We start from the raw sequence: 21,722 nt of genomic DNA, 5'->3' as shown, positions 1-21,722 counted from the left end.
GCTGGTCAGGGGCGATGATCATTTTTGATGATCGTTTGTCAGCGGGTGATTTCGAGGTTGGTCAGCACCAGCAGGGCCCGTAGTAGGCGGGTGGCGTTGGCTGCGTGCATGCGTAGGCGGGTGAGGATGCGCCAGTTTTTGAGGTCGGCGAAGCCGTGTTCGCAGGTGGCGCGTTCGCGGGCAACGAGTTGGTTGGCTTGTTTCTGGGCGTCGGTGAGCGGGTGGGCGCGGGCGGCGCGGCGGCCGATGATGATCACGGGTTCGTCGGGGTCGTCTTCCAGTCCGGTGAATCCGAGGTCGCACATCGCGCCGAGTTCGGCGTCCCGGAGTGCGGTGGTGATGTTGTTGTGGCGGGCGGTGGTGACTTCCGAGGCCCGCCCTGGTTTGGCCGCAGAGAACCACAACAGGTTGCCTTTGTGGTCGGTGAGGGCGAGAAACAGCAGGCCGTGGGCTTTGTGTTTGCCGCTGTAGTTGCGCCGGTTGTTCTTGCCGGTGCGGCGCTGGGTGCGCACCAGGGTGCCATCCAGCAGCACGACCTCACCCCCGCCGCGGGCCACTTTGCTCAGGACGCGGTCCAGGCGCGGGGCACGGGCGGCCAGCAGGTCGATGACCTCCAGCACCCAGCGGCGGATCGTCGAGGCCGACACCCTGTTGCCGCCGGCCATGTCCAGCAGCCGCTGGTCGTGACGCAGCACCGCGAGCACGATGATCGCCTGCGTACCAGGGGTCACCTTGCGCCAGCGAGAGCGGATTTTCCTGCAGTGCGTGGTGATCAGCGAGGCGAGGTAGTCGATCGTGGCCCTCGACACGGGAAGTTGGGCTTGGTACACAATGGGTTCGGTGCCCTCGGCGGGGCTGGATTGGGTTTTCACACACTCCCCAACCCCGCCGGGGGCACTCTCGTTGCAGCCAACCGGCCATGATCATCGTCACATCTTCTCCGCGACCACGGCCACCGTCAGATGATCTTGATAAATGATCATGGCCCTGGCCAGCCCGCCCACACCACGCCACCCACGACCACACCCTCTGACCAGCCAAGATCAGGATGAAAAAAGCCCAATGCATTTTCTGCGTTCGAGCCGCTCAGTGACGAATACCGTGTCACCGCGTTCGAGCGGCGGGGCCTGGGCGGGTCCGAGGTCAAGGAGCCGCTGACGGTCGACCAGTTGGTCGAGGACCTCGAGGCCTTCCGCAAAACGCTCTTCGGCTCGTCCCCGGCAATGGTGATCGGGCTCTCCTTCGGCGGGCAGGTGGCGATGATGCACGCGCTACGCTATCAAGACAACCTGTCCCGACTGGTTCTCATCGGCGCCACCGCTTCGCACGAATTCGAAGAAAGGGCACTCGACGAGTTCGACAAGCGGGCGCACCTGGCTCCGATGGCCACCAGGAACATGGTCCGGCGGTACCTGGGTGGAGAGGTGGAGAGCGACACCGAGATGCGGCTGATTCGCTTCGCCATCAGCCGGCTCTACAACGAGACGGACTTTTCGGTAGAGGCAGCTCTGGAAGGCGCTTTGACCGGTCCCTGCAACGCAGAGGCGCATCGGCGCTACTACATGGGGTCGTCGTATGACGTGCGCGATCAGTTGCCCACGTTGCGCGTCCCGACGTTGGTCATGTGCGGCGAAGACGACTGGGTGACCCCTGTCGCCTGCTCGGTCGAGATACACGACCTGATCCCGGGATCGACCCTGCATGTAATCAAGAGAAACGGACATTCCGTGCAGAACTCTGCCTCCGACGAAACCCTGCCGACCATCAGATTGTTCTTGCAGAGTTGAGTGGCCCAGCTGACGCATGCGCTGATCGATCGAAGCTGTATTACCAGGCGAACGAGCTGATCGCAGACCTGCCCGCCCATGCGCGCGGCGCCGACCGTCGGTCGGCGCCGCGGGCTTGAATCGTCAGGTGGCGCGGAGCGCGTCCGTTAAGGGTGGCGGTGGGCGACGGGAAGGCCTGCTACCCGCACCGCCACGCGAACCACTTTCAAGAAGTCTCTAATCGGGGTCGCCCAGCTGGAAACAGGTCTGGATGACATCCGGTCGGCTCCATCCCTCGCCCCGGTGCAATCGTCGGCCGGTCTTGCGGTCTCCCACGCAACTGCTCGAATGCCACAACGCGGGGTGCCCCTCGAGTTCGAGGTGCTGAGCGACCTCTCCCGGCAACGCGTCCAACCTGCTGCGCACCCACAACCGCCGCGGTTGATAACCGAAGGAGGTCAGCAGTTTGTACATCGAGCCCCCGCGGCTGAGCAGGTCTTCCAGGTTCGGCGCGAGGTCGGCCCGGAACCAGTTTCGCCCGAACTGGGCGATGAGCCCGTCGACGTAGCACAGCCGCTCCACCACGACGACCCGGCCGTTGCGCGGCAGTTCCAGCTGATCACGGACCTCAGCCGGAGCTCGGATGGTCTCCGCCCTGATGACCTTCGAGTCGGGATGGCCCCCGGCGCGCCGGACCGACTCGCTCCAGCTCGGCGGAGACGTCGGGCTGAGCACGATTTCCAGGCGCCTGGCCACGAACGTGCCCTTGCCGCGGATTCGCGTCACCATGAACCGCCGTTCTAGTTCCCGCAACGCGGCCCTCGCGGTCAGTCTGCTCACGCCCCGGGTCTCAGCGAGCTCGTTCTCCGACGGCAACCGGGAACCCGGTGGCGCCTCGGCGAACGTGTCTGCCAGTGAGTTGGCGAGTTCAAGGTAGGTGGCAGCCTCGCCCGCCGTCTGCTTGACCATGACCAGCAGACTAGTTGCCGGATGTGAAGCTCATCAGCGTTTAGGGTGAACGGCAATCGAAAAGCAGTGATGAGAACTTCGCAGGTTCTCTACGCAACCTCGCTTCCGGCGCGGCCATCCGGCACTCGTGGTGGACTTCTCTTCAAATGGCAACGGCCGCAGTCGATGCGACTGCGGCCGTTGCCGGATTCGATAGGTGAACGGTCACTCGCCCGCGACCGCGGGCCGGCTTGCGGAAATGTGGTTGAAGACCTCGACCGCGAACTGTGCCTTGCTGGCGATCACGCCATCGATTCCCAGCGCGACGAGGTGTTCGAGGTCAGCTCGTTCGCTTGGCGTGCCGAGCACGGCCAGTGCCGACGCCACCGAGATCGTCGAGAGTCCTTCGGCACGGAAGCCGTCCACGGCAGCCGGTGTGTGGTCCTTGGGCAGCACCCGTATCCACCGTGCACCGACAGCGCGCGCGCTCACGATCTCGTCGACGCCCTCGAGGAAGAAGATCCCTATATTGGCCTGTGCGGAACGGTCCCGGATCCACTGCGCCCTGTCGGGCGAGTACGCCGTGAAAAGGCTGCGCTCCAACGCACCGTGTTGTTCCACCGCACCGACGAACCGGTCGATCTCGCACTCTCCGGCATACTTCGTGTCGACGACGATGGGGAACTTCCCTGTGAGGTCGAGGAAGTCGTCGAACTCGAGCAGGTCTGGGAAGATCGCGCGAGCTTCGGACAACGTCACGGAATCCGCGCGCTCCGACCGTCCGCACAGGCGCTGGAAGTCGTCATCGTGAAAGCAGACGATGTGACCGTCTGCCGTCAGGCGGACATCGGTTTCGACGACATCGACGCCGGCGGACATCGCAAGCTCGAACGAGCGCGCGGTGTTCTCGGTCGCGAGATCGGGTGCACCCCGGTGTCCGATCACGGCCGGAGCGGCCGGCGACGTCCGAGGTTCCAGCCACCATGACATGTGCTCTCTCCTAACGACTGATGCTTGCGAGAAACTTCTCGAGTTCGGTTACCTCGTGGAAGAGGTCACCAAGGTGGTCGACGGTGGCGCGAGCGCCGCGGAAGCCGACGAAGAACAGATGACCGCCCGTCGCCCGTCGGCTGAGTCGTTGCGGGGAGGCCGTGATGCGGCCCCGGAGCCGCACCCAGTCGTCGCCGGGCACGGCCTCGACGGCGGGGATGCAAGGCAGATAGTTGTTGATCAATCCTTGGATCGTCACGTTGCCCCAGGTGGTCTCGTCACCCAGTGCGTGGAGATACTCGACCGCTGCTGTCGGCATGACCCTGGCGCAAATGGGATAGCCGCGCCCCAAAAAGCTGTGGCACCCCGGATGTCGACCACCAGGTCCGTCTGGACGTCAGACGCACAACGGTTCCACTTCGGGCCCCTGCGATCCCGGGGGCACGTTGGATCGGTAATCCCGCCGGAAGACCTCCGCTTCCCCGTGTCCGTGGACGAAGCGGCCGAGCACGCCGCCGCCGGTCAGGAACAACGGTAATGGCTTGTCGCCTGACGCGATTCTTTGGTAGTTGAGCAGTGGCGTGCCCTCGATCTCGAGGAGTTGTTCACGAGAGCCATTGGCGTCCGGTGAAAGCGATGGCATATACGAGGTTTTCCCGTGTGGTGGGTTCGTCTCACTCGGCGCGGCTCAGCGGTCGCGCGTCTGCCCGCCGGTCGGCGTTGACCGGCCGACTGGGTAGCCGTTGGCCTGCCGGGTCGAAGAGGTGGATGTCGGCGGCAGTGGCGGCGACCGTCAGCTCGGCGGGCACCGTCTGGTCGGCGTGGAGGCGTACCCGCGCACGCTGGTCATCGGCAGTGCGGAAGTACACGAGCCGTTCCCGGCCCAGCAGCTCGTGTCCCTCCACCGTGCCGCGCAGGACGAACTCCGTGTCCGTGACGTCCTCGGAGCCGGGCAGCACCCGGAGGTCTTCGGGCCGGACCCCGAGGTGGCCGACCTGGTACTCGTCGAGGGTGCTGCGCAGGGATGTCGGCAGCACGGCGTGCGGGGCGGGCAGGTCGAGGATGTTCATGCCACCGAGGAACGAGGCGACGAATCGGGTGGCAGGCTGCTGGTAAACCTGCTGGGGCGGGCCGTCCTGCTCGATGCGCCCGTCACGCATCAGCACCAGCCGGTCGGCCAGCGCGAGGGCCTCGGCCTGGTCGTGCGTGACGTAGAAGGTCGTGGTCCCGCTGCGGCGTTGCAGGCGCTGGATCTCCGCCCGCAGCTCCCCGCGGAGTTCGGCGTCGATGTTGGACAGTGGCTCGTCCATCAGCAGCACGTCCGGCTGGCGTACCAGAGCGCGGCCGATGCCGACGCGCTGACGCTGACCTCCGGACAGCTGCGCGGGCCGCGACCGCATCACCTTCTCCAGGCGCAGGAGCTCGGCCATCTCCCGCGCCCGGGAGCGGCGTTCCTGACGGGAAACCCCGGCCATGCGCAACGGGTACTCGATGTTCTCGAGCACGGTTTTCGTCGGGTAGAGCGCGTAGTTCTGGAACACCATCGCCGCACCCCGGTCGCCCGGTTCGCGGTAGGTCACGTCGTCGCCGCCGATCAGGATGCGACCAGTGGAGATTTCCTCCAGGCCGGCGATCGAGCGCAGCAGCGTCGTCTTGCCGCACCCGGAAGGGCCGAGCAGGACGACGAACGTGCCCGGTTCGACGGCCAGGTCCACCTCGTCGAGCGCGCGCGTGCCGCTCGCGTAGATTTTCGTGATCTTTTCGATGCCGACCGACCGGCCGGACGAGGTGTGTCCGTCGCGCTCGCCGAGCACCGTTGTCGTTGTCGTGGTCACCGGGTCACCTCGTGACGAGGCTGGTGATGGACCGGGCGGCGTCGTTTAGCGCCTGACCGACCGGCTTCGTGCCGTTCAGCGCAGCGACGACCGCGTCGCGAAGCTGGTTCTGGGCCTCGCCCGCACGGGCGCCGGGGAACTGGTACCACGGCGCCAAGGTCGCGATCTGCGCGGAACCCGCGGCGGTCAACGGCTGTTCCTGTGCGAAGTTGCCGAGGTACTGCGGATCGGACAGCGCTTTCTGGTTGGCCGAGGTGTACCCGGTCGTCTTGACCAGCTGCGTCTGCGAGGTCGGTCCGATCAGCTCCTGAACCACCTGCCACGCCGAGCGCCGCACGTTCTCGTCTTCCGCGAGGATGATCGCGGAGCCGCCGCCGACGGTGGTGCGTCGGGTCCCTCCGTCGGGCACCGGAACCAGGTCCGTGCGGGCCGAGAATGACGCTCCCTTGGAGACCGAGACGGCTTGACCCGAGCTTTGCAGCATCATTCCGATGTCCCCGCGCAGGAACGCGGCGGTGAGGTCGGCGGAGGTGATAACCGTGCTGGTGCCCTCCTGCACGAGGTCCCGCCAGTACTGCAGTTGCTGTACCGCGAGTGGCTGGTTGATCGTCACCTGCTTCTCGGCCGGATCCATCATCGACGCACCAGCGCTGGACAGGATCGTCTGCAGGGCCCAGTTCGCGTCCGTGTCGTAGGGCCAGGCGACGCCGTACCGGGCGGCCTTGCTGCTGACGATCTTGGTCGCGTACTCCTTCAGCTCGGTGAACGTGGCCGGTGTCCGGTTCGGGTCGAGGCCCGCTTTGCGCAGGACGTCCTGGTTGAGGTACAGCGCGAGCGTGCTGACGCAGTAGGGCACCGCCATCGTCCGGCCCCCGATCTTGTCGACGTTGAGCAGTGCCGGCTGGAACTGTGAGGCGTCGAACGGTGGTTGGGCGATGAGGTCGTCCAGCGGCTGCGCGAGTTCGCTGTCGGCGTAGGTGCGCACCGAGTTGGTGCCGATCAGCGCGATATCCGCCCGGTGCCCGGCGGTGAGATCGGACTGCAGGCGGGTGTCGACATCAGGCCAGCGCGGCCCGCCCGCCTGTTCGAACTTCACCGTGATTCCGGTCCGGGTGGTGAACTCCGGCCCCAGCACGGCTTTGAGGTTGTCCACTACCCTGGGATCGGAGGAGGACAGCACGGTCACGGTCTTGGGGTCGGTGTTGCCGCCACGGCTGGAGCTGCCACATGCGGCGGCGGCGCCCGCGGCCGCGACAGCGAGCACACCGGTGAGGGCACGCCGTCGGCTGATGGTCACGTTCATCGGGGATTCCCTTCAGGCTGGGGGGACAGATAGAGTCATTCACCGCCGTTGGTGAAGGCGATACCGCGCACCAACTGGCGTTGGACGAACAGGAAGAAGATCAGGAGCGGCAGCGCGGCCAAGGTCGCCGCGGCCATCTGCGTGCCGTAACTGCTGAGGCTGTCTGGCGCGGCGTACCGCGCGATGCCATAGGGCACCGTGGCCACCCGATCCGAGCGCAACAACACCGAGGGCCAGAACAGATCGTTCCAGTGCCCCACCACCGTGAACACTGCGAACGCCGCCAACGCGGGCTTGACGTTGGGCAGGACGATGCGCCACACCATCGCGATCGGTCCCGTACGGTCCAGCCGTGCGGCGTCGAAGACGCTCTGCGGCAGCGAGAGCACGAACTGGCGGAACAGGAAGATGCCGAAGGCACTGCCGATGCTCGGGAGCACCAACGCGGTGTAGCTGTCCAGGAGGTCCACTTGGGACAGTGCGTAGAATACCGGGATCCCGGTGACCTGCGGCGGGATCGCCAGGCACACCATGACCACCCAGAACGACAACTTGCGGTTGCGGAACCGCAGCCGCGCCAGCGCGTAGCCGGCCGGCAGCGAGGTCAGCACCTGCGCCGCGAACACCACGACGACCACCACGACCGTGTTCAGGTACAACCCTGGCCAGTCGACGTCCTGCCAGGCCTGCCGGAAATTGCTGAGGGTGAAGCCCGACACCGCCGCCGAGCCGGGCTTGAGGCGTGCGTCGGGGGTGACCGCGGCCAGCACCATCAGCACGAACGGAACCAGCATGAACACCGCGCCCGCGGCAAGCGCCGCACGCAGGCCCCAGCGCACCCACACACGGCGGTTGCCTGCGGACCTCGGGCGTGTCGCCCGTTGCGGCGCCACGGTCATCGTTGCTGTACTCATCTGCGCCCGTCCTCGTCCCATTGGCGCCCGCCCAGGCGCAACTGAACCGCCACCGTGATCAGAACCAGCACCAGCAACACGGCGTTGACCACGGATCCACCGCCGATGTCCAGATAGCTCACCCCGCGCTGCCACGCGGCGAAGGACAACGTGCTGGTGCTCTGTTCCGGTCCGCCGTCGGTCATCACGCGCACCTGGTCATAGACCCGCAACGAATCGCGTGTCGTGATCACCAGCGCGAACGTCCCGGCCGGGCCGATCGCGGGCCAGATCACCGACCAGAACCGGCTCCAGGCACCGGCCCGGTCCATCCGAGCGGCGTCCTCGAGATGGGGAGACACGTTCGACAGGCCGGCGAGGAACATCACCACGCACGAGCCCACCCCCGCCCAGCTGCCCACGATCGCGACCGCCGGCAGCGCCAGCGTCGTCGAGCCCAGCCAGCTGTCCTGTCCGACCAGCCGGCCGATCGTCTCGTCGAAAATTCCGACCTGTGGGTAGAAGATCCAGCGCCAGACAACCGACATCGCGGCCAGCGTGGCCGCCACCGGTGCGAAGTAGACGGTCCGCCACAATCCGGCGCCGCGGCCGGCGGCGCGGATCGCGAGCGCGATCAGCAAACCGAGAACGACCTCGACGGGCACGGTCAGCGCGGTGTAGACGAGGGTGTTCCCCGTCGCCTTCCACAGTTCCGCGCTGTTCAGGATCCGGTGCCAGTTGTCCAGGCCGACAAAGCTCGTCTCTTGGCTGAGTGGGTCGAAGTCCAGCATCGCGAGCACACTCACCACGAGGATGGGCAGCACGACGAACGTGATCAGGAAAACGTAAGCCGGCCCCAGCAAGGTCGCGGTCACGCCGGCCTTGCGCCACCGGAGACGCCGCGGTCGTGCATCCGGCACAGCGGTCGTGGTAGTCACGGTCGCGACTGTAGGAGCCGGGGCAGTGCTGACCCGTCAACACGAACCAACGGCCAGTTGAACAAGTCAACACAAGTCTTCGCGGTTATCTATCCAACTTGGTACCGGCAGCCGTCAGTGTCGTGAAAGCGACGGGGGCGGACACGTGTCGTAGCAGTGGCGCCTCATCCGGCACCGAACGCAAATGAGCTCGGCCACGTCGTCACGACGTGGCCGAGCTCAATCGGATCAGGGCATGAGGTCCGGTTCAGTCCCGGATTGTCTCCGCGAGCTGGTCTGCCAGTTCGCGGGTCGCGGCGACGACTCCAGACCAGCGGCGGGTGAGATCGGGATCGATCTCGACGGGACGGCCGAACGCGTCGAGCACCGCGCCACCGGCCGCCGGCACCAGGACCGCCGCGGCGGCGATGTCCATGATGCGGTGCGTCTCGGAACCGGCGTCGGCGAAGGCGTCGGTGCTGCCCTGTGCGACGAGCGCGGCTTCGAGGCAACTGCTGGACAGGATCCGGACCCGCGCCGCCCGGCGGCTGACGCGCAGCCACGCCGCTTCGTTCGCCGTGTGCGGGCGCAGCAGGCTCACCGCGGCGCCGTCGAGTTCCCGCCGCCCGCTCGTGCGCCACCGGCTGGGTTCGCCCGCTTTCGCGTGCCAGCTGCGACCGGTGTCGAGCCAGGTGGTGAGTGACTCGACCGGTTCGCCGTCGACCGCGACCACTCCGGCGAAGGCGGCGAGCGGCACATCCGCGATGGCGTTGGCGGTGCCGTCGACCGGATCGACGACGAGGGTGACGGCGGAGCCGTTGTCCACCACCCCGATCTCCTCGGTGATCAGGTTCACCCGCTGCGCGGCGGCGGTCTCCGCCACGGCCGTGTCGACCAGCAGGTCCAAACGCGTGGTGGCGGTGCCGTCCGCGCCCATGGCGACGGTCTCGGCCAGCGCGGCGCGGCTGTGGTCCCGCCGGGCCTGGTGGAACACCGTCATCGCCGCGTGGGCCACCGCCGCCAGCGCGGGATGTGTGCCCGCCGGTATCTCGATCGCAGGTGTCGGGCTCACCGTCCACCCCAGAGCACGGCCCGCACCCTCGCCCACGGTCTGCATGGCTCGACCAGCACCAGGTCCGCGCGCAGGCCTGGATCGAGCCGGCCACGGTCGGCCAGCCCGGCCACGTCGGCGGCTCCGCCGGTCACGAGTCCGATGGCGGCGGGCAAGGTGGCCAGGCCGTCCTCGGCGAGGAGGATCGCGGCGGCGAGCAGGCTGGACGGCAGGTAGTCGGACGCCAGCCCGGTCACCAGTCCTCGCGCGAGCAGGTCCCGGCCGGAGACGTTGCCGCTCTGGGACCGGCCCCGCAGGATGTTCGGTGCGCCCATCACCACCGGCATGCCGTGATCCCTGGCCGCCTGCGCGGCTTCGATCGTCGTCGGGAATTCGGCGATGCTGCCGCCACGCTCCAGCAGATCCGCGATCTCGCCGGCGGAACCGGGATCGTGCCCCATCACGCGGATGCGGCCCGTGCGGGAGGCCAACCAGCGGAAAGCTTCGTCTCGCACGTTCAACAGGCTGTCACGGTTGGCGATGGTCTGATCGACGTGTTCGCGGGCCTCGTCGTCGGTCATCCCGCGCTGGTCGATCATCCATCGCGTGTACTCCGCGAGGTCCGTGAACTGTCCTTGCCCCGGCGTGTGGTCCTCGTGCGACACCAGCGCGCCATCGGGCGCCTGGTCCAAGCGGCTGCACAACGCCGCCAGTCCCTCCGCGCTGCGCACGTCGAGCCGATACAGGATCCGGTGGTCGAGCAGCCCGTCCTCGTAGGCGTCAAGGGCCTGGCACACGTATTCCGCCTGCCGCACGGTGCGCGGCTTACCGCGGGCACGCACGGAGCGTTCCTCGAACCCTACGCCGTGGAACACCGTGGTCACGCCCGCGGCACGCAGCTTGCCCTCGAAGGACTGGATGGCGAACTCGATCGGCACCTCGACGCTGGGCCGGGGCATCCGCTCGTTCTCCAGGCCATCGCTGTGCGTGTCGATGAGCCCGGGTACGCACAGCAAGTCCTGACCGTCCACATCGGACCCGGAACCCGCGGGGTGCGGTTCGACCGCGGCGATGCGGCCGTCGCGGACCACGATCCGGGCGTTGTCCAGCACGCGGCCGGGCAGTACCGCGCGCACGTGACCGAGGACGTAGTCCGCGGGCGGTGCGGCCGGCGTCCAGGTTTCGGCGACCGGAGTGCTCATGCGGCACCTGCCAGCATCTCGGCGGGACTGCCTGAGCGCTCGGCCAGCCCGTTCGCCATCAGCACCACCCGGGAGGCGAGCCGGCGCATCGCGTCCAGATCGTGGAACACCGCCAGCACGGCGACGCCTTGCTCGGCCAGTGACCCGATCAGGTTCAACGCGGCCTCGCGATTGGCCGGGTCCAGAGCCGACACCGGTTCGTCGAGCAGCAGGAGCCTGGGCGGACGCACCGTGCCGGCGGCGAGGTTCACCCGCTGCCGTTCTCCGCCGGAAAGCACGCCACAGTCGACATCCCACAGCGCTTCGTCCAAGTTGAGCCGACGCAGCGCGGTGGCGGCCGCCTCGCGGGCGTCGGCGCGGTCCAGGCCGCGGCGGCGCGCGGCTGCGGCCACCACCTCCCACGGCCCGGTGCGCGGCGGTGCGGACAGGAACTGCGACACGTAACCGATCTCGCGGCCACGCAGCCGGGCCATGGCCCGGTCGGCCAGCCCCGTCAGCTCCACCTCCGTGTCGCCGGCGCGCAGCACCAATGTCCCGGCATCGGGCAGATACGTGCGGTAGACACACCGCAGCAGCGAGGACTTCCCGGCACCGCTGGGCCCGGCGAGCGCGACGTGCTCGCCGGCGTGCACGTCCAGGTCCACGCCGTCCAGCGACTCGACCTTCCGGCCGTCGATGGTGTGCAGCACGAAGGACTTGCGCAGCCCGCGCACGCTGAGAACGGGTCGCATGGGGATCACCTCCTGGCCGCGGCGACGAGCCGCTGGGTGTACGGGTGGTGCGGGTCGTGGAAGAGCTGGTCGGTCAGGCCGCGCTCGACCACCCGCCCCAGCTGCATCACCAACGTCCGGTCGGTGAGCGCCTCGATCACCGCGAAGTCGTGACTGACCACAACAGCGGCCACGTCGCGTTCGGCGAGCAGTCCACGCAGCAGGTCCAGCACCCCCGCGGCGACGGAGGCGTCCAGGCCGGTCGTCGGCTCGTCGAGCAGCAGCACCGGCGGATCGGTGGCCAGCGCCTTGGCGATCTGCACCCGCTGACGCATCCCGCCGGAGAACGTCTTCACCGGATCGTCCATGCGCGACAGTGGCACCTCGACCCGCTCGAGAAGCTCCGCGGCGCGGCGACGGATCGCGTGGAAGCTGCGCCAGCCGGCCGCGGTGAGCCGCTCGGCGATGTTGCCGCCCGCGGTCACGTTCAGATCCAGTCCCGCGGCGGGGTCCTGGTGCACCACGGCCATTTCACCGATGCGCAGGCGGCGACGTTCGTCGGCGGGCAACCGCAGCACGTCGGTTGCTCCGCCGTCGACCGCGGCCAGGTGCACCTGTCCCATGGTGGACTGCTGGTCACCGATCACGCAGCTGAGCACGGTGGACTTCCCGGAACCCGACTCCCCGATCACGCCGAGCGCTTCGCCCGGCGCGACGTCGAAGGAGACGTCCCAGGCAGCCACGATCGCGCCGGTGGCCGGACTGATCGCGGTGCCGTGCTCCGGTCCCGTGCCCGGCACCGCCTCCGCGCCACCGCGGCCGTGGATCTTGCCGATCCCCGACACACGCAGCGTCCACTCGGGTCCACCGGACACCCGCGCCGGAGGAACATACGACTGAGCGTTCGCCGCTCCGGCCATGCGGGCACTGGGGTCAGGACGCAGGTGCAGCGGGGCCCGCTCGCGATGCGCGGCGGTGTCGGCGGCGCTCTCGCGCACCCGGGCGCACCAGTCGGTGTCGCTGCACACGTGACCGCCATCGGGACCGGCGTCGACCAAGAACACGTCGTCGCTGCCGCACAGCTTGCACCGCGCGCCAGGCGTGTGCTCCACCTCGAAAGGCACATCGTCGAACGCCAGCGGGCGCACGTCGGTGTGCGGGGGCACGGCGTAAATCCTCTTCTCTCGGCCGGCACCGAAAAGGTTCAGGTTCTCGCTCTGGTTCAGCCGGGGCACGTCCCAGCGCGGGATCGGACTGGGCGACATCACGTACCGGCCGCTGACCAGTACCGGATAGCCGGTGGTCTTGGTGACCATGCCGTTGGTGACCAGATCTTCGTACAGGCTGACCCAAATCTTGGCGTAGTCGGCTTCGGCGTGCATGCGTGCGGCCTCGGCGACGGACTTTTCCACGGCGCGCAACGGGTCCGACCTGGGCACCTGAAACACGAGGATCTGTCCCTCGCCGAGGGCCTCTTCCGGAATCCGGTGCCGGGTCTGGGTGATAGTGGCTTCGCGGGTGTCGGTGGTCTCGCTGCTGCCGGTGGTCGAGGTGATCAGGCGCCGCAGATTGGTGGAGTTGACCCCCGCGTCGTCGCCCTGGTCGATGACCTTCACCGTGTCTTGCGGCCCGATCACGCCGAGGGTCACCTGCAGCCCGCCGGAGCCCCAGCCGCGCGCCACGGGCATTTCACGTGAGCCGAAAGGCACCTGGTAACCGGGCACGCACACCCCGGTCAACAGCGCGCGGCGCACCTCCCGCTTGGCGCTCTCGTCTAGCAGCCCCTGCTCCCGTTCGAACTGCTCAACAATGTCCACTGTGGATTTCATCGGCTTTCCTCCCCGACCGGATCGGCAACCCGCGAGTCCGTCTTTTCATCGGCTTCGGCGGCGGCACGCAAGGCGAGCTTGCGGTCCATGATCGAACGGAACGTGACGTAGTGCGGCAGCTTCAGGTGCTCGAGGAACCCGCCCGAATCCAGCCCGTCCGTGGTCAGCAACAGCAGCTGTTCCAGCGGTCCCGTCCGGCCGAAGCGCCGGTTGGCGATGTCCATGTTGGCCATCGCGATCGCCTTGCGCTCGTTGTGGCCGAAACACAGGCCATAGCCGACACCGAGTTTGCTGCGGTCCTCATCGGCCCCGTCCAGGTTCTCGATCGCCTCGGCCTCGGTGACCCGGAACTCGCCCATCCGCACCAGATTGCCGGTGTGCGGATGCCGCACCCGCAGCGGCAGCCGCCCGTGCCGCAGCTCGCCCAGGTTGATCTCGTGAATGTCGTTGTCGGGCCCCAGCATCGACCGGTACCACAGCGAAACGAGTCCACTGGTCTCCGCACGCGCCATCGCCGCGAGCACCGCCGACCGGGCGGCGGGCGGGCGCACCGCCGCACGCGTGATGTCCACGGGCTCCGGATCGTCACGGAGGCGCTGATCAGCCACCAGGTCCAGCTTCCGCAACACCTCGAGGAACCGCCTCGGGCGGCGCTGCTCCTCACTGCGCTCGACGCCCGGACGAGGCTCCTGCGGCTGTGCTTCCGGTTGCCCGTCCGGCTTCTCGAGCAGGCGGCCGGTGTAGTCGGTGGTACGGCCCAGCAACTGCGGGCCGTTCGGCTCACGCATCGCCGGCACGATCCGGCGCAGCACGACCATCTCATCCGGATCGATCGGTTCGCTCACAGCCAGCCGTGGCAACGTGGAGCGATGGGCCCGCACCAGGTGCGCCGCCTCCAGCGTGTCGCCTTCGGCCTGCCGCACCGCCGCCGCGGCCGTGGGCTCGTCGTAGAGCCCGCCTTCCCCCATCACCCGGTCCACCGCCAAGCGGAACCGCCCGGTGATCTGTTCGGTCGACACCCACGGCACCGGCGCGTGGTCGCGCTCGCGTCGTACCAGTTCCTCCGCGGCGATAATCGACGCCAGCCCGCCGCGGGCACTCGCGTACCCCATCAGAAACCCTTCCCCTCGATCACGGTCGTACGCGGAATCCCGGCCATCCGCCCGTCCGCGGTGATCAACAGCAGATCGACACCAGCAGGGAAACCCGCCACCGCCAAGGCCCGCGCCTCGACCAGGCCGTCCACTCCGGACACACGAGCCCGGTCGGCAATACCAGGACCGGAGAGCACCCAATCCTCGCCATCCACTTCGGCCACCGAAAGGCAGACCAGTGCGCCGGCCTCGGGCGCGAACGCGCTCCCCCGGCAGGCCGAACGCAGCTCCTCCGGCCTCATCGGTCGCGTGGCCGCGACGAACCGCGCGACGTCGAACTCCACGATCGGCGCCGACGTGGCCGCGGACACCGCGTCCACCCACCCCGCACCGTCATCCAGCACCGCGACCGGGGTGCCCAGGTCGGCGAGCGCCAGCATCGGCAACAGCACTGCCGGTGTCCCGCCGAGGCGATCCGAGGGCAGCTGGACGATTCGGCCGGGGCGGGCCAGCGCGTCCAGCACCACACGGAACACCTCCCGCGACTCATCCGGAAGTAGCCGGGCCGCGGCGATCCTGTCCACGACAAAGGTCATGTCAACTCCTCGAACTCGACGATCGTCGGCGCCAGCGCCGCCCACTCGGCTACTTCCCGCGCCGCCAACCGATCGGCGACGGTCCGGCAGAGTTCGTCGACTCGCGCCGAACGCGGACGGTCCGCTTCCGCCTCCGCGTCGAGCACCGCCGCGGCCACGGCGGCCACGCGGTCTTCACCCAGCCGGATCGACCAGCCCACCTGCCCGGCCAAGTCCACCTCGACGCGGCACGCCAACACGTCGCCCAGCAGGAACCGTTCCGCCAGCACCGGCTCACGGACCTGCGCGACGACAATCCCGACCTCCGGTCCGCTCAGCACACGCAGCGCGGCGCCGTCGTCGAGACACTCGTCCGCCAACGCAACGAGCTCGTCGCGCTCGGCCTCCGCCAGCAGCGCGCACCGCTGCTCCCGGCTCAACACCTCGGTCACCCTTCCTCCTCCGAGATCGTTTCTAACAGCTCTACGATCACGCGAACCACATCGGCCCTGGTCCACGCCGTGCTCCGCCTCAGCACCCGCCCACTCGCCGCGTCGCGGCTGTGGTTCTCCCAGCGGTAGACCGGGCAGCTCGCCTCGACCTCCAGCTCCCGCAGCACACGGGGCGGCGGTATCTCCAGCGCCACCCGGTGCCACGTGCGCACCAGCTGCAACCGGCCCACCTGACGCAGTACGTCCTCGACCGAATCGACCACCTGCATCGCCACATCCAGCTCGGGAACGATGTCGGCAGGGATCCACTCCTCGCTCCAACTCGCCAGGAGGTCATCGGCGTAGAACTCGCGCACCACTAGGTAGGCAGGCGAACCCGGCTCCCGGGCGAACCACTTCGCCTCGGGCTCAGGCAGCCCGACCCGGTCGACGCGTCTGACCACCGACCGCGGCGTCGCGCCCGCCGCCTGCACACTCGCGTGCCACGACGGCGGGCGGTCACGGGAAATCACATAGTCGATGCGTGAATTGACGAACGTGCCCGCGCCACGCACACGCCGAACCAGCAGCCGGCGCTCCAGCTCCTGCAGCGCGGACCTGGCCGCCCCGCGGCCCACACCGAACCGCCTGGCCAGCTCGGATTCACTGACCACCCGGCTACCGGGTACTGAATCGCCCAACTCGCTGGCAAGCCGGTCAGCGATTTCCAAGTACCTCGTCACACAGCGAACACTGCACGCCCAGCCGGTCCAGACGACTGCACGTCGTCAAACCCGGCTCGCCCCGTTGGTGAACATTTGGGTTGGTTGTATTACCAACCGTCGGCAAGTGACAGACAACTCGCGCCGACGATGCCGACCGTCCACATCAGTCACGCCCGGTACCCGCCGCGGCAGGGGTGCGCTTGCCGAAAACCTCGTCCGCCCTGGTCATGCGGCATGTCGGTACTCGTGGAGGGGGCCGCCCAGGCGTTCAAGCCTTCGTATGTCGAGTTGGGCCAGCTGCTCGGGGCTGGTGATCGGTTGGGGAAGTGGGTGTAGCGGGCGGGGGTTCGCGAGGCGTGGGTGGGACCTGTGCTCGTTGTAGAACTTCTCGAACTCACGCAGGGCGTGCAGGAGATGGCTTTGGTCCCAGATCAGCGTGCGGTCAAGAAGTTCGTGTCGGCAGGTCCGCACCCCCTTTGTCGCGGTAGGGACCGCCCTCGCGGGCGGCCCCCCGCACAGATCCCAGGGTGCGGGACTACCGCACTGGGCTCCTGCCTTGGGTCCTGGCAGCAAGGCGCCTTCCGGGTAGGGATGCATGATTCGGACCGGAGGTATCCACCCAGGGCGTGTGCAAGGTTGACCTGTCCGGTTTAGGTCGTTTCGGGTCCCGAGCAGGTCGGTCCACAGGTTTTCTTCCAGAGCAAGGACTTTCAGGCTGTGGGTCTCGGCACGCCCGTGCCCGCGGCCGCGGTTTCTTTCGCCGAGGCGGACTCGGGTCCAGGGCAGGGTTTTCAGCTGTGGGTGCAGGCCAGGCCGGTTGCCTTTGACCGGGAACAGCCAGAACACCCCACCTTCTCCACCTCGGAGACGAAGGTGGCGCCGGCGTGTTCGGCATCGCAAGGAAGTGGGACTACAGCGCACTCGACGCCACGTCTCGTCGTGCTCGCCGCTCGGCGTCGGGCCACGCAATCTGAAGCTGCCGATGCGAGCCAGCTCAGTTCTATGGCGGATCAGGCTCGTCAGATCAGCCCGAAGTCGTCGCCCGGTAGGTTCTGATCACGCCGTCGTTGAGCAGCTGCGCGATCCGCTCGGCGGTGTATCCAGCCGAGCGCAGGATTTCCTCGGTGTGCTGGCCGCCGCCCTGGGTGGACAACCCCTGGTGCACCACGCAACCCTGGTCCCCCAGGCCGCCGACACCCTCGCCCTCGAGCACGCCGAACGCGGTCGCGTCCCCATCCTGATCCTGGAGCTTACCGACCGCAGATAGACCCGTACGCGCCGTCCGTCCTGCGTGATTCCAGGGACATCCCGTGGTTGTTTACCGACCAGGTTCGGGATGTCTGTCCTGTTCGGACATCTGCGTGGAAGGCGTGTGGCACGGCAAGTGGTGGTCGGGGACCCGGTGAGCTTGCTGGATCTTGAGCGTCGGTGCATGGGCATCGTCGGCGCAGAAGTCCTCATGTCGTTGGGCGAGCCGTGGCGGGTCGGCAAGCGCCCCTACGGCCGCTCCGCCCTATCGACGACGGCGGCTTGCTTGAAGGGTTCTATCTGCACCAGTCACGAATCGGTGACACGTTGCTACCCCCGTAAGGGCGGCTTTCCTTTGTAGAGGTGGCGAGCACCGAGCGTGGTCAGTCCCGCTGTCGCGTCGATGGTGCCGCTTCACGCGCCTCAATTACACCAGTCAGGGTGACACGCGAATGTGGTGCGTGGATCACGGCACCGGGCGGGTGGTGTGGGCCGTCCTCGACCTTGTGCCGCAGATGGATGCAGAGCCAGCGACGACGCCCAACAAACGCGCTGCGCGATTATTCGTTACTTAAAGTGACATTGATTGGGGAAAAGATCCTTCCCGCCCACAACCGTCTGCGGACAATATGCACATCATTGGGGCCGACCTACCCTGTGCACATCCCGGCGCCGGGACCAGGCACATGAGGACTCACCGCGTACTGCACATGCCCGGTCCGCCGATGTGGTCTGCATGGACATACAGCTGCCGCCCCGCCGTGGCTAACGTCACCAAATCGCCCATCCATGCTCCGCATGCCCGGGTAGCGATGAGCCACCGCAGGAAGGCAGGACCATGACCCGATTTTCCAAACCCGAAGCCGCGGCTCCCCCTAGGAAGACGTCGGCGCGTAGCTCGTCCACGGACCTGTTACGCAGCTCGATCAACTTCCTGCACATCGTGCTCATGGTGACGGCCGCCGCCGCTCCGCTGGTCGTAGTCTCGACCTACATCCCGATCTCCCTGTCCAGCGGCGCAGGACTCGCCACCGCGCTCACCTACCTCGCCACGACACTCATTCTGCTGGTGTTCTCCGTCGGGTTCGTCCAGATGGCGAAGCGGATCACCGCAGCGGGCGCTTTCTACACGTTCACCTCGCAGGGCCTCGGCCGGCCCATGGGACTCGCGGCGGGTTTCACGATTCTCTCCGCGTACAGCATGATCACCGCCGCGATCCAGGGCGGCTTCGGCTACTACGCCTCCGCACTGCTCGGCGACTACTTCGGGCTGAGCGTGCCCTGGTATTGGTGCAGCATCGTCGCGCTGGCGTCGATGTTCGTGATCTCGTACTACCGGGTCACCCTCACCGCACGCATTCTCGGCTTGCTGCTGACGCTCGAGGTGCTGATCGTCCTCGTGGTCGACGTGTTCACCATCGGATCCGGCGGTACGTCCGGTCAGATGGCCGTCGCGTTCGACCCCGCGCAGTGGGGCGCCGCACCAGCCGTGGGCATCGGCTTCTTCCTAGCGTTCTGGTCCTGGATCGGCTTCGAAACGACCGCGATCTACGGCGAAGAGACGATGGATCCGAAGCAAAGCGTGCCGCGCGCGACATACATCGCCGTGATCACGCTCGGCGTCTTCTACGCCCTGGCCGCCTACGCGGCCATCGTCGGCTTCGGCAGCGACTCCCCCGCGCAAGCCGAGACGCTGCTCGACCAGTACTTCTTCAAGCTGGCCGACATGTACACGCTGCCGTTCGTGCGCACGCTCATGGACTTCCTCGTGGTATCGGGATTCTTCGCGTGCTCGTTCGCCTTCCACAACAATGCGGCGCGGTACTTCTTCTCGCTGGGCCGTGACCGGATCCTCCCCGAGGCGCTGGGCAGGACCCACGCGAAGCACAAGTCGCCGCACCTGGCCGCCGGTGTGCAGGCCGCGATCGCGATCACCACGGTTGCGATCTTCGCCATCGGTGGCGCGGACCCGATCCTGCATCTGGGCACCTGGCTGCCGATCTTCTGCACGTTGGCCGTCATGGTCGTTCAGCTGCTGGTGTCCATCGCCGTGATCGGCTACTTCAACCGCGTCGGCCGCCACTGCACCGGCGACTACCTCAAGACGCTCGCCGCCCCGATCGCGGGCGCCGTGGCACAGCTCGTCGTCGTCGGTCTCCTGTTGAAAAACCTCACCTTCCTCGCCGGCGCCGACACCCTCATCGTCACGTTCATCCCGGTGTACGTGCTGGCAATCGCGACGACCGGTTTCCTGTACGCGATCTGGCTGCGCCGCAGGGCCCCGGCCCGGTTCGCGGCGATCGGAACGCTGCGCGAAGACGCCATGGAGGCTCTTCCCGACGAGTAAACCCGCGGATGGCCAATGACCGGTCCGAACCCACAACGCGGGTTCGGACCGGTCATTCCCCGCTCGCAGCGTTCCGGGCTTGTGTCCGCACCAGCCGCGGCTCGCCGGCCAGGGCGAGCCGTGCCGCCAGCGCCGCGACCGCCCAGTCCCCGAGGCCTTCGACCGGTCTCCCGACGAGTTCCTCGATGCGTCCCAGCCGCTGGCGCAGCGTGTTGCGGTGGATGAACAGGTCGCTGGCGGTGTCGGTCACCGAGCAGCGGTTCGCGAGGTAGTCCTCCAGGGTCGACGCCAGCGCCGTGCCGTTGCGCAGGTCGTAGCGTATGACCTCGGAAATGCGGGTCAGGACATCGCGCAGATCCTCCCCGATGTCCAGAGCGACTCGAGGGAGCAACCTCAGGTGTGCGAAGTCCTCGTGATGGGCAACCGAACCGCGGTCACCGAGCAACTGCGCCCACGCGCCCGCGGTCTCCGCGGTTTGAAGCGCGGAGACCAGGTCGGAAACGTCGTTGGCCACGGGACCGATACCGGCCGTCACCCCACCATTCGACTCGGCCTGCAGCTGCCTGATCGTGGTCCGCAACGCGTGTTCGAAGCCCTTCCACTGTTCGGGCTGGTACGGCACCAACAGAGAAACCACCGGCGCCGATGGGACCAGCACCATTCCTTCGATTCCACCGCGCATCTCGCGAAGTGCGTCCACAACCCGTTCGAAGGCCGATGGCGTTGTGTACCGCGTCCCGCTGACCCGCACCTGCACCGGTTGCGTGGGTCCGGGATGCCAGCCCAGGTCACGAAGGAGCCGGTCTGCGCTCTCCCGTGTGGGAGCCCCCGCCAACCTGCCTGCCAACGGTGTCGTCATGGCCGGACAGCTCAGTGACGATACGAGGGTGGCCGCTTGCGCCGCGAGCGCGTCGACGATGCCCTTGTCGGCTTCGGTGAACGGCCGCGCGCGATAACACGTGATGGCGCCCAGCGGGAACAGCGTGCCGAAAGAGATCGTGAGCTTCTCCAGCTCGGAGCTGATCTGCTGGGCCAGGTCGTGCAGTTCAGCCCTCGCCCGGACCGATCGCGCCGACACCACGACCGCGTTGTCGACGTCGTCGGCGAAGGCGAGTCCAGGGCGGACCTTGCAGTCGGGCGCTCCCCGTTCGGCGAGCTCCAGCGAGCAGAACGCCGCGTCCACCTGGTCACGAATCGCCTCGGCGAGGACGTCGACGCAGCGTTGCAGCGAACTCGTGGCGTCCGCGGGCAGGGTCATAAGGAACCGAGAGGCCGCCGACTCCCTGCGCAGGTCTTTCACGGTCTGGGCATGGACCAGGCCGTTGGCCAGCAGACTTCCGACCTCGGTCGCCAACTCCACGTCGTGGGTGTCGAACGCGGCCGGCTCGCCCGCGTACAGGCTGAACACACCCAGCAGTTCGCCGCCCGGCACCGCGACGGGAACTGCGACCATGGAATGAAACTGGTGCTCTTCGAGGACCGAGAAGTTGACGAACCTGGGATCGCTCTGGATGTCTTCGTCGAGTCTGACGGTCTGCCGCATCAGTCCCGTCCACCCGGTGACGCCTTCACCGAGGCGGAGCTGGATCTCCCCGACGTGGGCCGCCTGGCGGCCTGTGGTGGCGACCCGCAGCACCAGGCGCTCGATCTCAGGATCCCAGATATAGACAAACGTCCCTGCGGCTTTGGTGGCGCGTTTAACCAGGTCGACGGCCCGCTGCGCGAGCGCTATCGGGTCCCCGCCCTGGACCATCAGGCGGTTCAATTCCGCCAAGGTCTCAGCGCGGCGCTCAACTGCGACCAACTTTTCGGTCATCTGGTCGAGCTGTGCTTTGAAGCCACTTGAATCCTGTGTCGG

Annotated in this window: 19 protein-coding genes and 1 pseudogene; 2 read left to right on the top strand and 18 right to left on the bottom strand. The window is 67.6% G+C overall.

The window, feature by feature from the left end:
• Positions 1-38 precede the first annotated feature (38 nt).
• Positions 39-872 (bottom strand): transposase family protein, encoded by an 834-nt coding sequence (locus DL519_RS06315; RefSeq protein WP_190813279.1) that lies wholly within the window; start codon positions 870-872, stop codon positions 39-41.
• 216 nt (positions 873-1,088) lie between these two features.
• Here DL519_RS06315 and DL519_RS06310 point away from each other — a divergent pair.
• A pseudogene (locus tag DL519_RS06310) lies at positions 1,089-1,787 on the top strand (alpha/beta fold hydrolase); the annotation flags it as partial.
• A 216-nt stretch (positions 1,788-2,003) separates the two neighbouring features.
• On the opposite strand, the gene DL519_RS06305 reads toward DL519_RS06310, so the two are convergent.
• The 16 genes from DL519_RS06305 to DL519_RS06230 all read right to left on the bottom strand — a co-directional run bounded on the left by DL519_RS06305 (position 2,004) and on the right by DL519_RS06230 (position 17,482).
• Positions 2,004-2,735, bottom strand: coding sequence for a GntR family transcriptional regulator (locus tag DL519_RS06305; RefSeq protein WP_190813278.1), 732 nt, complete (start codon positions 2,733-2,735; stop codon positions 2,004-2,006).
• 204 nt (positions 2,736-2,939) lie between these two features.
• Positions 2,940-3,704 (bottom strand): glycerophosphodiester phosphodiesterase, encoded by a 765-nt coding sequence (locus tag DL519_RS06300; RefSeq protein ID WP_190813277.1) that lies wholly within the window; start codon positions 3,702-3,704, stop codon positions 2,940-2,942.
• Positions 3,705-3,714: 10 nt separating this feature from the next.
• Positions 3,715-4,023, bottom strand: coding sequence for a hypothetical protein (locus DL519_RS06295; RefSeq protein WP_190813276.1), 309 nt, complete (start codon positions 4,021-4,023; stop codon positions 3,715-3,717).
• 355 nt (positions 4,024-4,378) lie between these two features.
• Entirely contained in the window at positions 4,379-5,539 is a 1,161-nt protein-coding gene (locus DL519_RS06290; RefSeq protein ID WP_223838506.1) for an ABC transporter ATP-binding protein, read from the bottom strand.
• 4 nt (positions 5,540-5,543) lie between these two features.
• Positions 5,544-6,842 (bottom strand): ABC transporter substrate-binding protein, encoded by a 1,299-nt coding sequence (locus tag DL519_RS06285; RefSeq protein WP_190813275.1) that lies wholly within the window; start codon positions 6,840-6,842, stop codon positions 5,544-5,546.
• A 35-nt stretch (positions 6,843-6,877) separates the two neighbouring features.
• Positions 6,878-7,756 (bottom strand): carbohydrate ABC transporter permease, encoded by an 879-nt coding sequence (locus tag DL519_RS06280; protein ID WP_190813274.1) that lies wholly within the window; start codon positions 7,754-7,756, stop codon positions 6,878-6,880.
• On the bottom strand, positions 7,753-8,610 hold the full coding sequence (locus DL519_RS06275; protein ID WP_190813273.1) for a carbohydrate ABC transporter permease: 858 nt from the start codon (positions 8,608-8,610) through the stop codon (positions 7,753-7,755). The genes DL519_RS06280 and DL519_RS06275 overlap by 4 nt, the downstream gene beginning before the upstream one ends.
• A gap of 310 nt (positions 8,611-8,920) precedes the next feature.
• Positions 8,921-9,724: an inositol monophosphatase family protein gene (locus DL519_RS06270; protein WP_223838505.1), complete on the bottom strand. Its 804-nt coding sequence runs from the start codon at positions 9,722-9,724 to the stop codon at positions 8,921-8,923.
• A complete protein-coding gene (locus tag DL519_RS06265; RefSeq protein WP_190813272.1) occupies positions 9,721-10,905 on the bottom strand; it encodes an alpha-D-ribose 1-methylphosphonate 5-triphosphate diphosphatase in 1,185 nt (394 codons plus the stop codon). The genes DL519_RS06270 and DL519_RS06265 overlap by 4 nt, the downstream gene beginning before the upstream one ends.
• Positions 10,902-11,636 carry an ATP-binding cassette domain-containing protein gene (locus DL519_RS06260; protein ID WP_190813271.1) on the bottom strand — a complete coding sequence of 245 codons (735 nt, stop codon included), beginning with the start codon at positions 11,634-11,636 and terminating at the stop codon, positions 10,902-10,904. The genes DL519_RS06265 and DL519_RS06260 overlap by 4 nt, the downstream gene beginning before the upstream one ends.
• 5 nt (positions 11,637-11,641) lie before the next feature.
• Positions 11,642-13,444: an alpha-D-ribose 1-methylphosphonate 5-phosphate C-P-lyase PhnJ gene (locus tag DL519_RS06255; protein ID WP_190813270.1), complete on the bottom strand. Its 1,803-nt coding sequence runs from the start codon at positions 13,442-13,444 to the stop codon at positions 11,642-11,644.
• Positions 13,441-14,556 carry a carbon-phosphorus lyase complex subunit PhnI gene (locus DL519_RS06250; protein ID WP_190813269.1) on the bottom strand — a complete coding sequence of 372 codons (1,116 nt, stop codon included), beginning with the start codon at positions 14,554-14,556 and terminating at the stop codon, positions 13,441-13,443. The genes DL519_RS06255 and DL519_RS06250 overlap by 4 nt, the downstream gene beginning before the upstream one ends.
• Complete coding sequence (gene phnH / locus DL519_RS06245) at positions 14,556-15,134, bottom strand: phosphonate C-P lyase system protein PhnH (protein WP_190813268.1); 579 nt, start codon at positions 15,132-15,134, stop codon at positions 14,556-14,558. Before phnH ends, DL519_RS06250 begins: the two co-directional genes overlap by 1 nt.
• Positions 15,131-15,565, bottom strand: a complete 435-nt coding sequence (locus DL519_RS06240; protein ID WP_190813267.1) for a phosphonate C-P lyase system protein PhnG — start codon at positions 15,563-15,565, stop codon at positions 15,131-15,133. Before DL519_RS06240 ends, phnH begins: the two co-directional genes overlap by 4 nt.
• Positions 15,562-16,287 (bottom strand): GntR family transcriptional regulator, encoded by a 726-nt coding sequence (locus DL519_RS06235; protein WP_190813266.1) that lies wholly within the window; start codon positions 16,285-16,287, stop codon positions 15,562-15,564. Before DL519_RS06235 ends, DL519_RS06240 begins: the two co-directional genes overlap by 4 nt.
• Positions 16,288-17,293: 1,006 nt before the next feature.
• Positions 17,294-17,482, bottom strand: coding sequence for a hypothetical protein (locus tag DL519_RS06230; RefSeq protein WP_190813265.1), 189 nt, complete (start codon positions 17,480-17,482; stop codon positions 17,294-17,296).
• 873 nt (positions 17,483-18,355) lie between these two features.
• Here DL519_RS06230 and DL519_RS06225 point away from each other — a divergent pair.
• Positions 18,356-19,864: an APC family permease gene (locus tag DL519_RS06225; RefSeq protein ID WP_190813264.1), complete on the top strand. Its 1,509-nt coding sequence runs from the start codon at positions 18,356-18,358 to the stop codon at positions 19,862-19,864.
• A 52-nt stretch (positions 19,865-19,916) separates the two neighbouring features.
• On the opposite strand, the gene DL519_RS06220 is transcribed toward DL519_RS06225, so the two are convergent.
• On the bottom strand, positions 19,917-21,617 hold the full coding sequence (locus DL519_RS06220) for a helix-turn-helix domain-containing protein (RefSeq protein ID WP_223840213.1): 1,701 nt from the start codon (positions 21,615-21,617) through the stop codon (positions 19,917-19,919).
• Positions 21,618-21,722: the final 105 nt, after the last annotated feature.

The sequence above is a fragment of the Saccharopolyspora pogona genome, assembly GCF_014697215.1.
Lineage (GTDB): Bacteria > Actinomycetota > Actinomycetes > Mycobacteriales > Pseudonocardiaceae > Saccharopolyspora > Saccharopolyspora hattusasensis.
Note: the sequence above shows the minus strand (reverse complement) of the source record. Positions and strands in the feature narration are given on the sequence as shown.

Bases quoted from the DNA above. Each gene is read 5' to 3' on its own strand.
- DL519_RS06305 (WP_190813278.1), bottom strand. From the start codon at position 2,735: ATGGTCAAGCAGACGGCGGGCGAGGCTGCCACCTACCTTGAACTCGCC.
- DL519_RS06300 (WP_190813277.1), bottom strand. From the start codon at position 3,704: ATGTCATGGTGGCTGGAACCTCGGACGTCGCCGGCCGCTCCGGCCGTG.
- DL519_RS06295 (WP_190813276.1), bottom strand. From the start codon at position 4,023: ATGCCGACAGCAGCGGTCGAGTATCTCCACGCACTGGGTGACGAGACC.
- DL519_RS06285 (WP_190813275.1), bottom strand. From the start codon at position 6,842: ATGAACGTGACCATCAGCCGACGGCGTGCCCTCACCGGTGTGCTCGCT.
- DL519_RS06280 (WP_190813274.1), bottom strand. From the start codon at position 7,756: ATGAGTACAGCAACGATGACCGTGGCGCCGCAACGGGCGACACGCCCG.
- DL519_RS06265 (WP_190813272.1), bottom strand. From the start codon at position 10,905: ATGAGCACTCCGGTCGCCGAAACCTGGACGCCGGCCGCACCGCCCGCG.
- DL519_RS06260 (WP_190813271.1), bottom strand. From the start codon at position 11,636: ATGCGACCCGTTCTCAGCGTGCGCGGGCTGCGCAAGTCCTTCGTGCTG.
- DL519_RS06255 (WP_190813270.1), bottom strand. From the start codon at position 13,444: ATGAAATCCACAGTGGACATTGTTGAGCAGTTCGAACGGGAGCAGGGG.
- DL519_RS06250 (WP_190813269.1), bottom strand. From the start codon at position 14,556: ATGGGGTACGCGAGTGCCCGCGGCGGGCTGGCGTCGATTATCGCCGCG.
- phnH (WP_190813268.1), bottom strand. From the start codon at position 15,134: ATGACCTTTGTCGTGGACAGGATCGCCGCGGCCCGGCTACTTCCGGAT.
- DL519_RS06225 (WP_190813264.1), top strand. From the start codon at position 18,356: ATGACCCGATTTTCCAAACCCGAAGCCGCGGCTCCCCCTAGGAAGACG.
- DL519_RS06220 (WP_223840213.1), bottom strand. From the start codon at position 21,617: ATGGTCCAGGGCGGGGACCCGATAGCGCTCGCGCAGCGGGCCGTCGAC.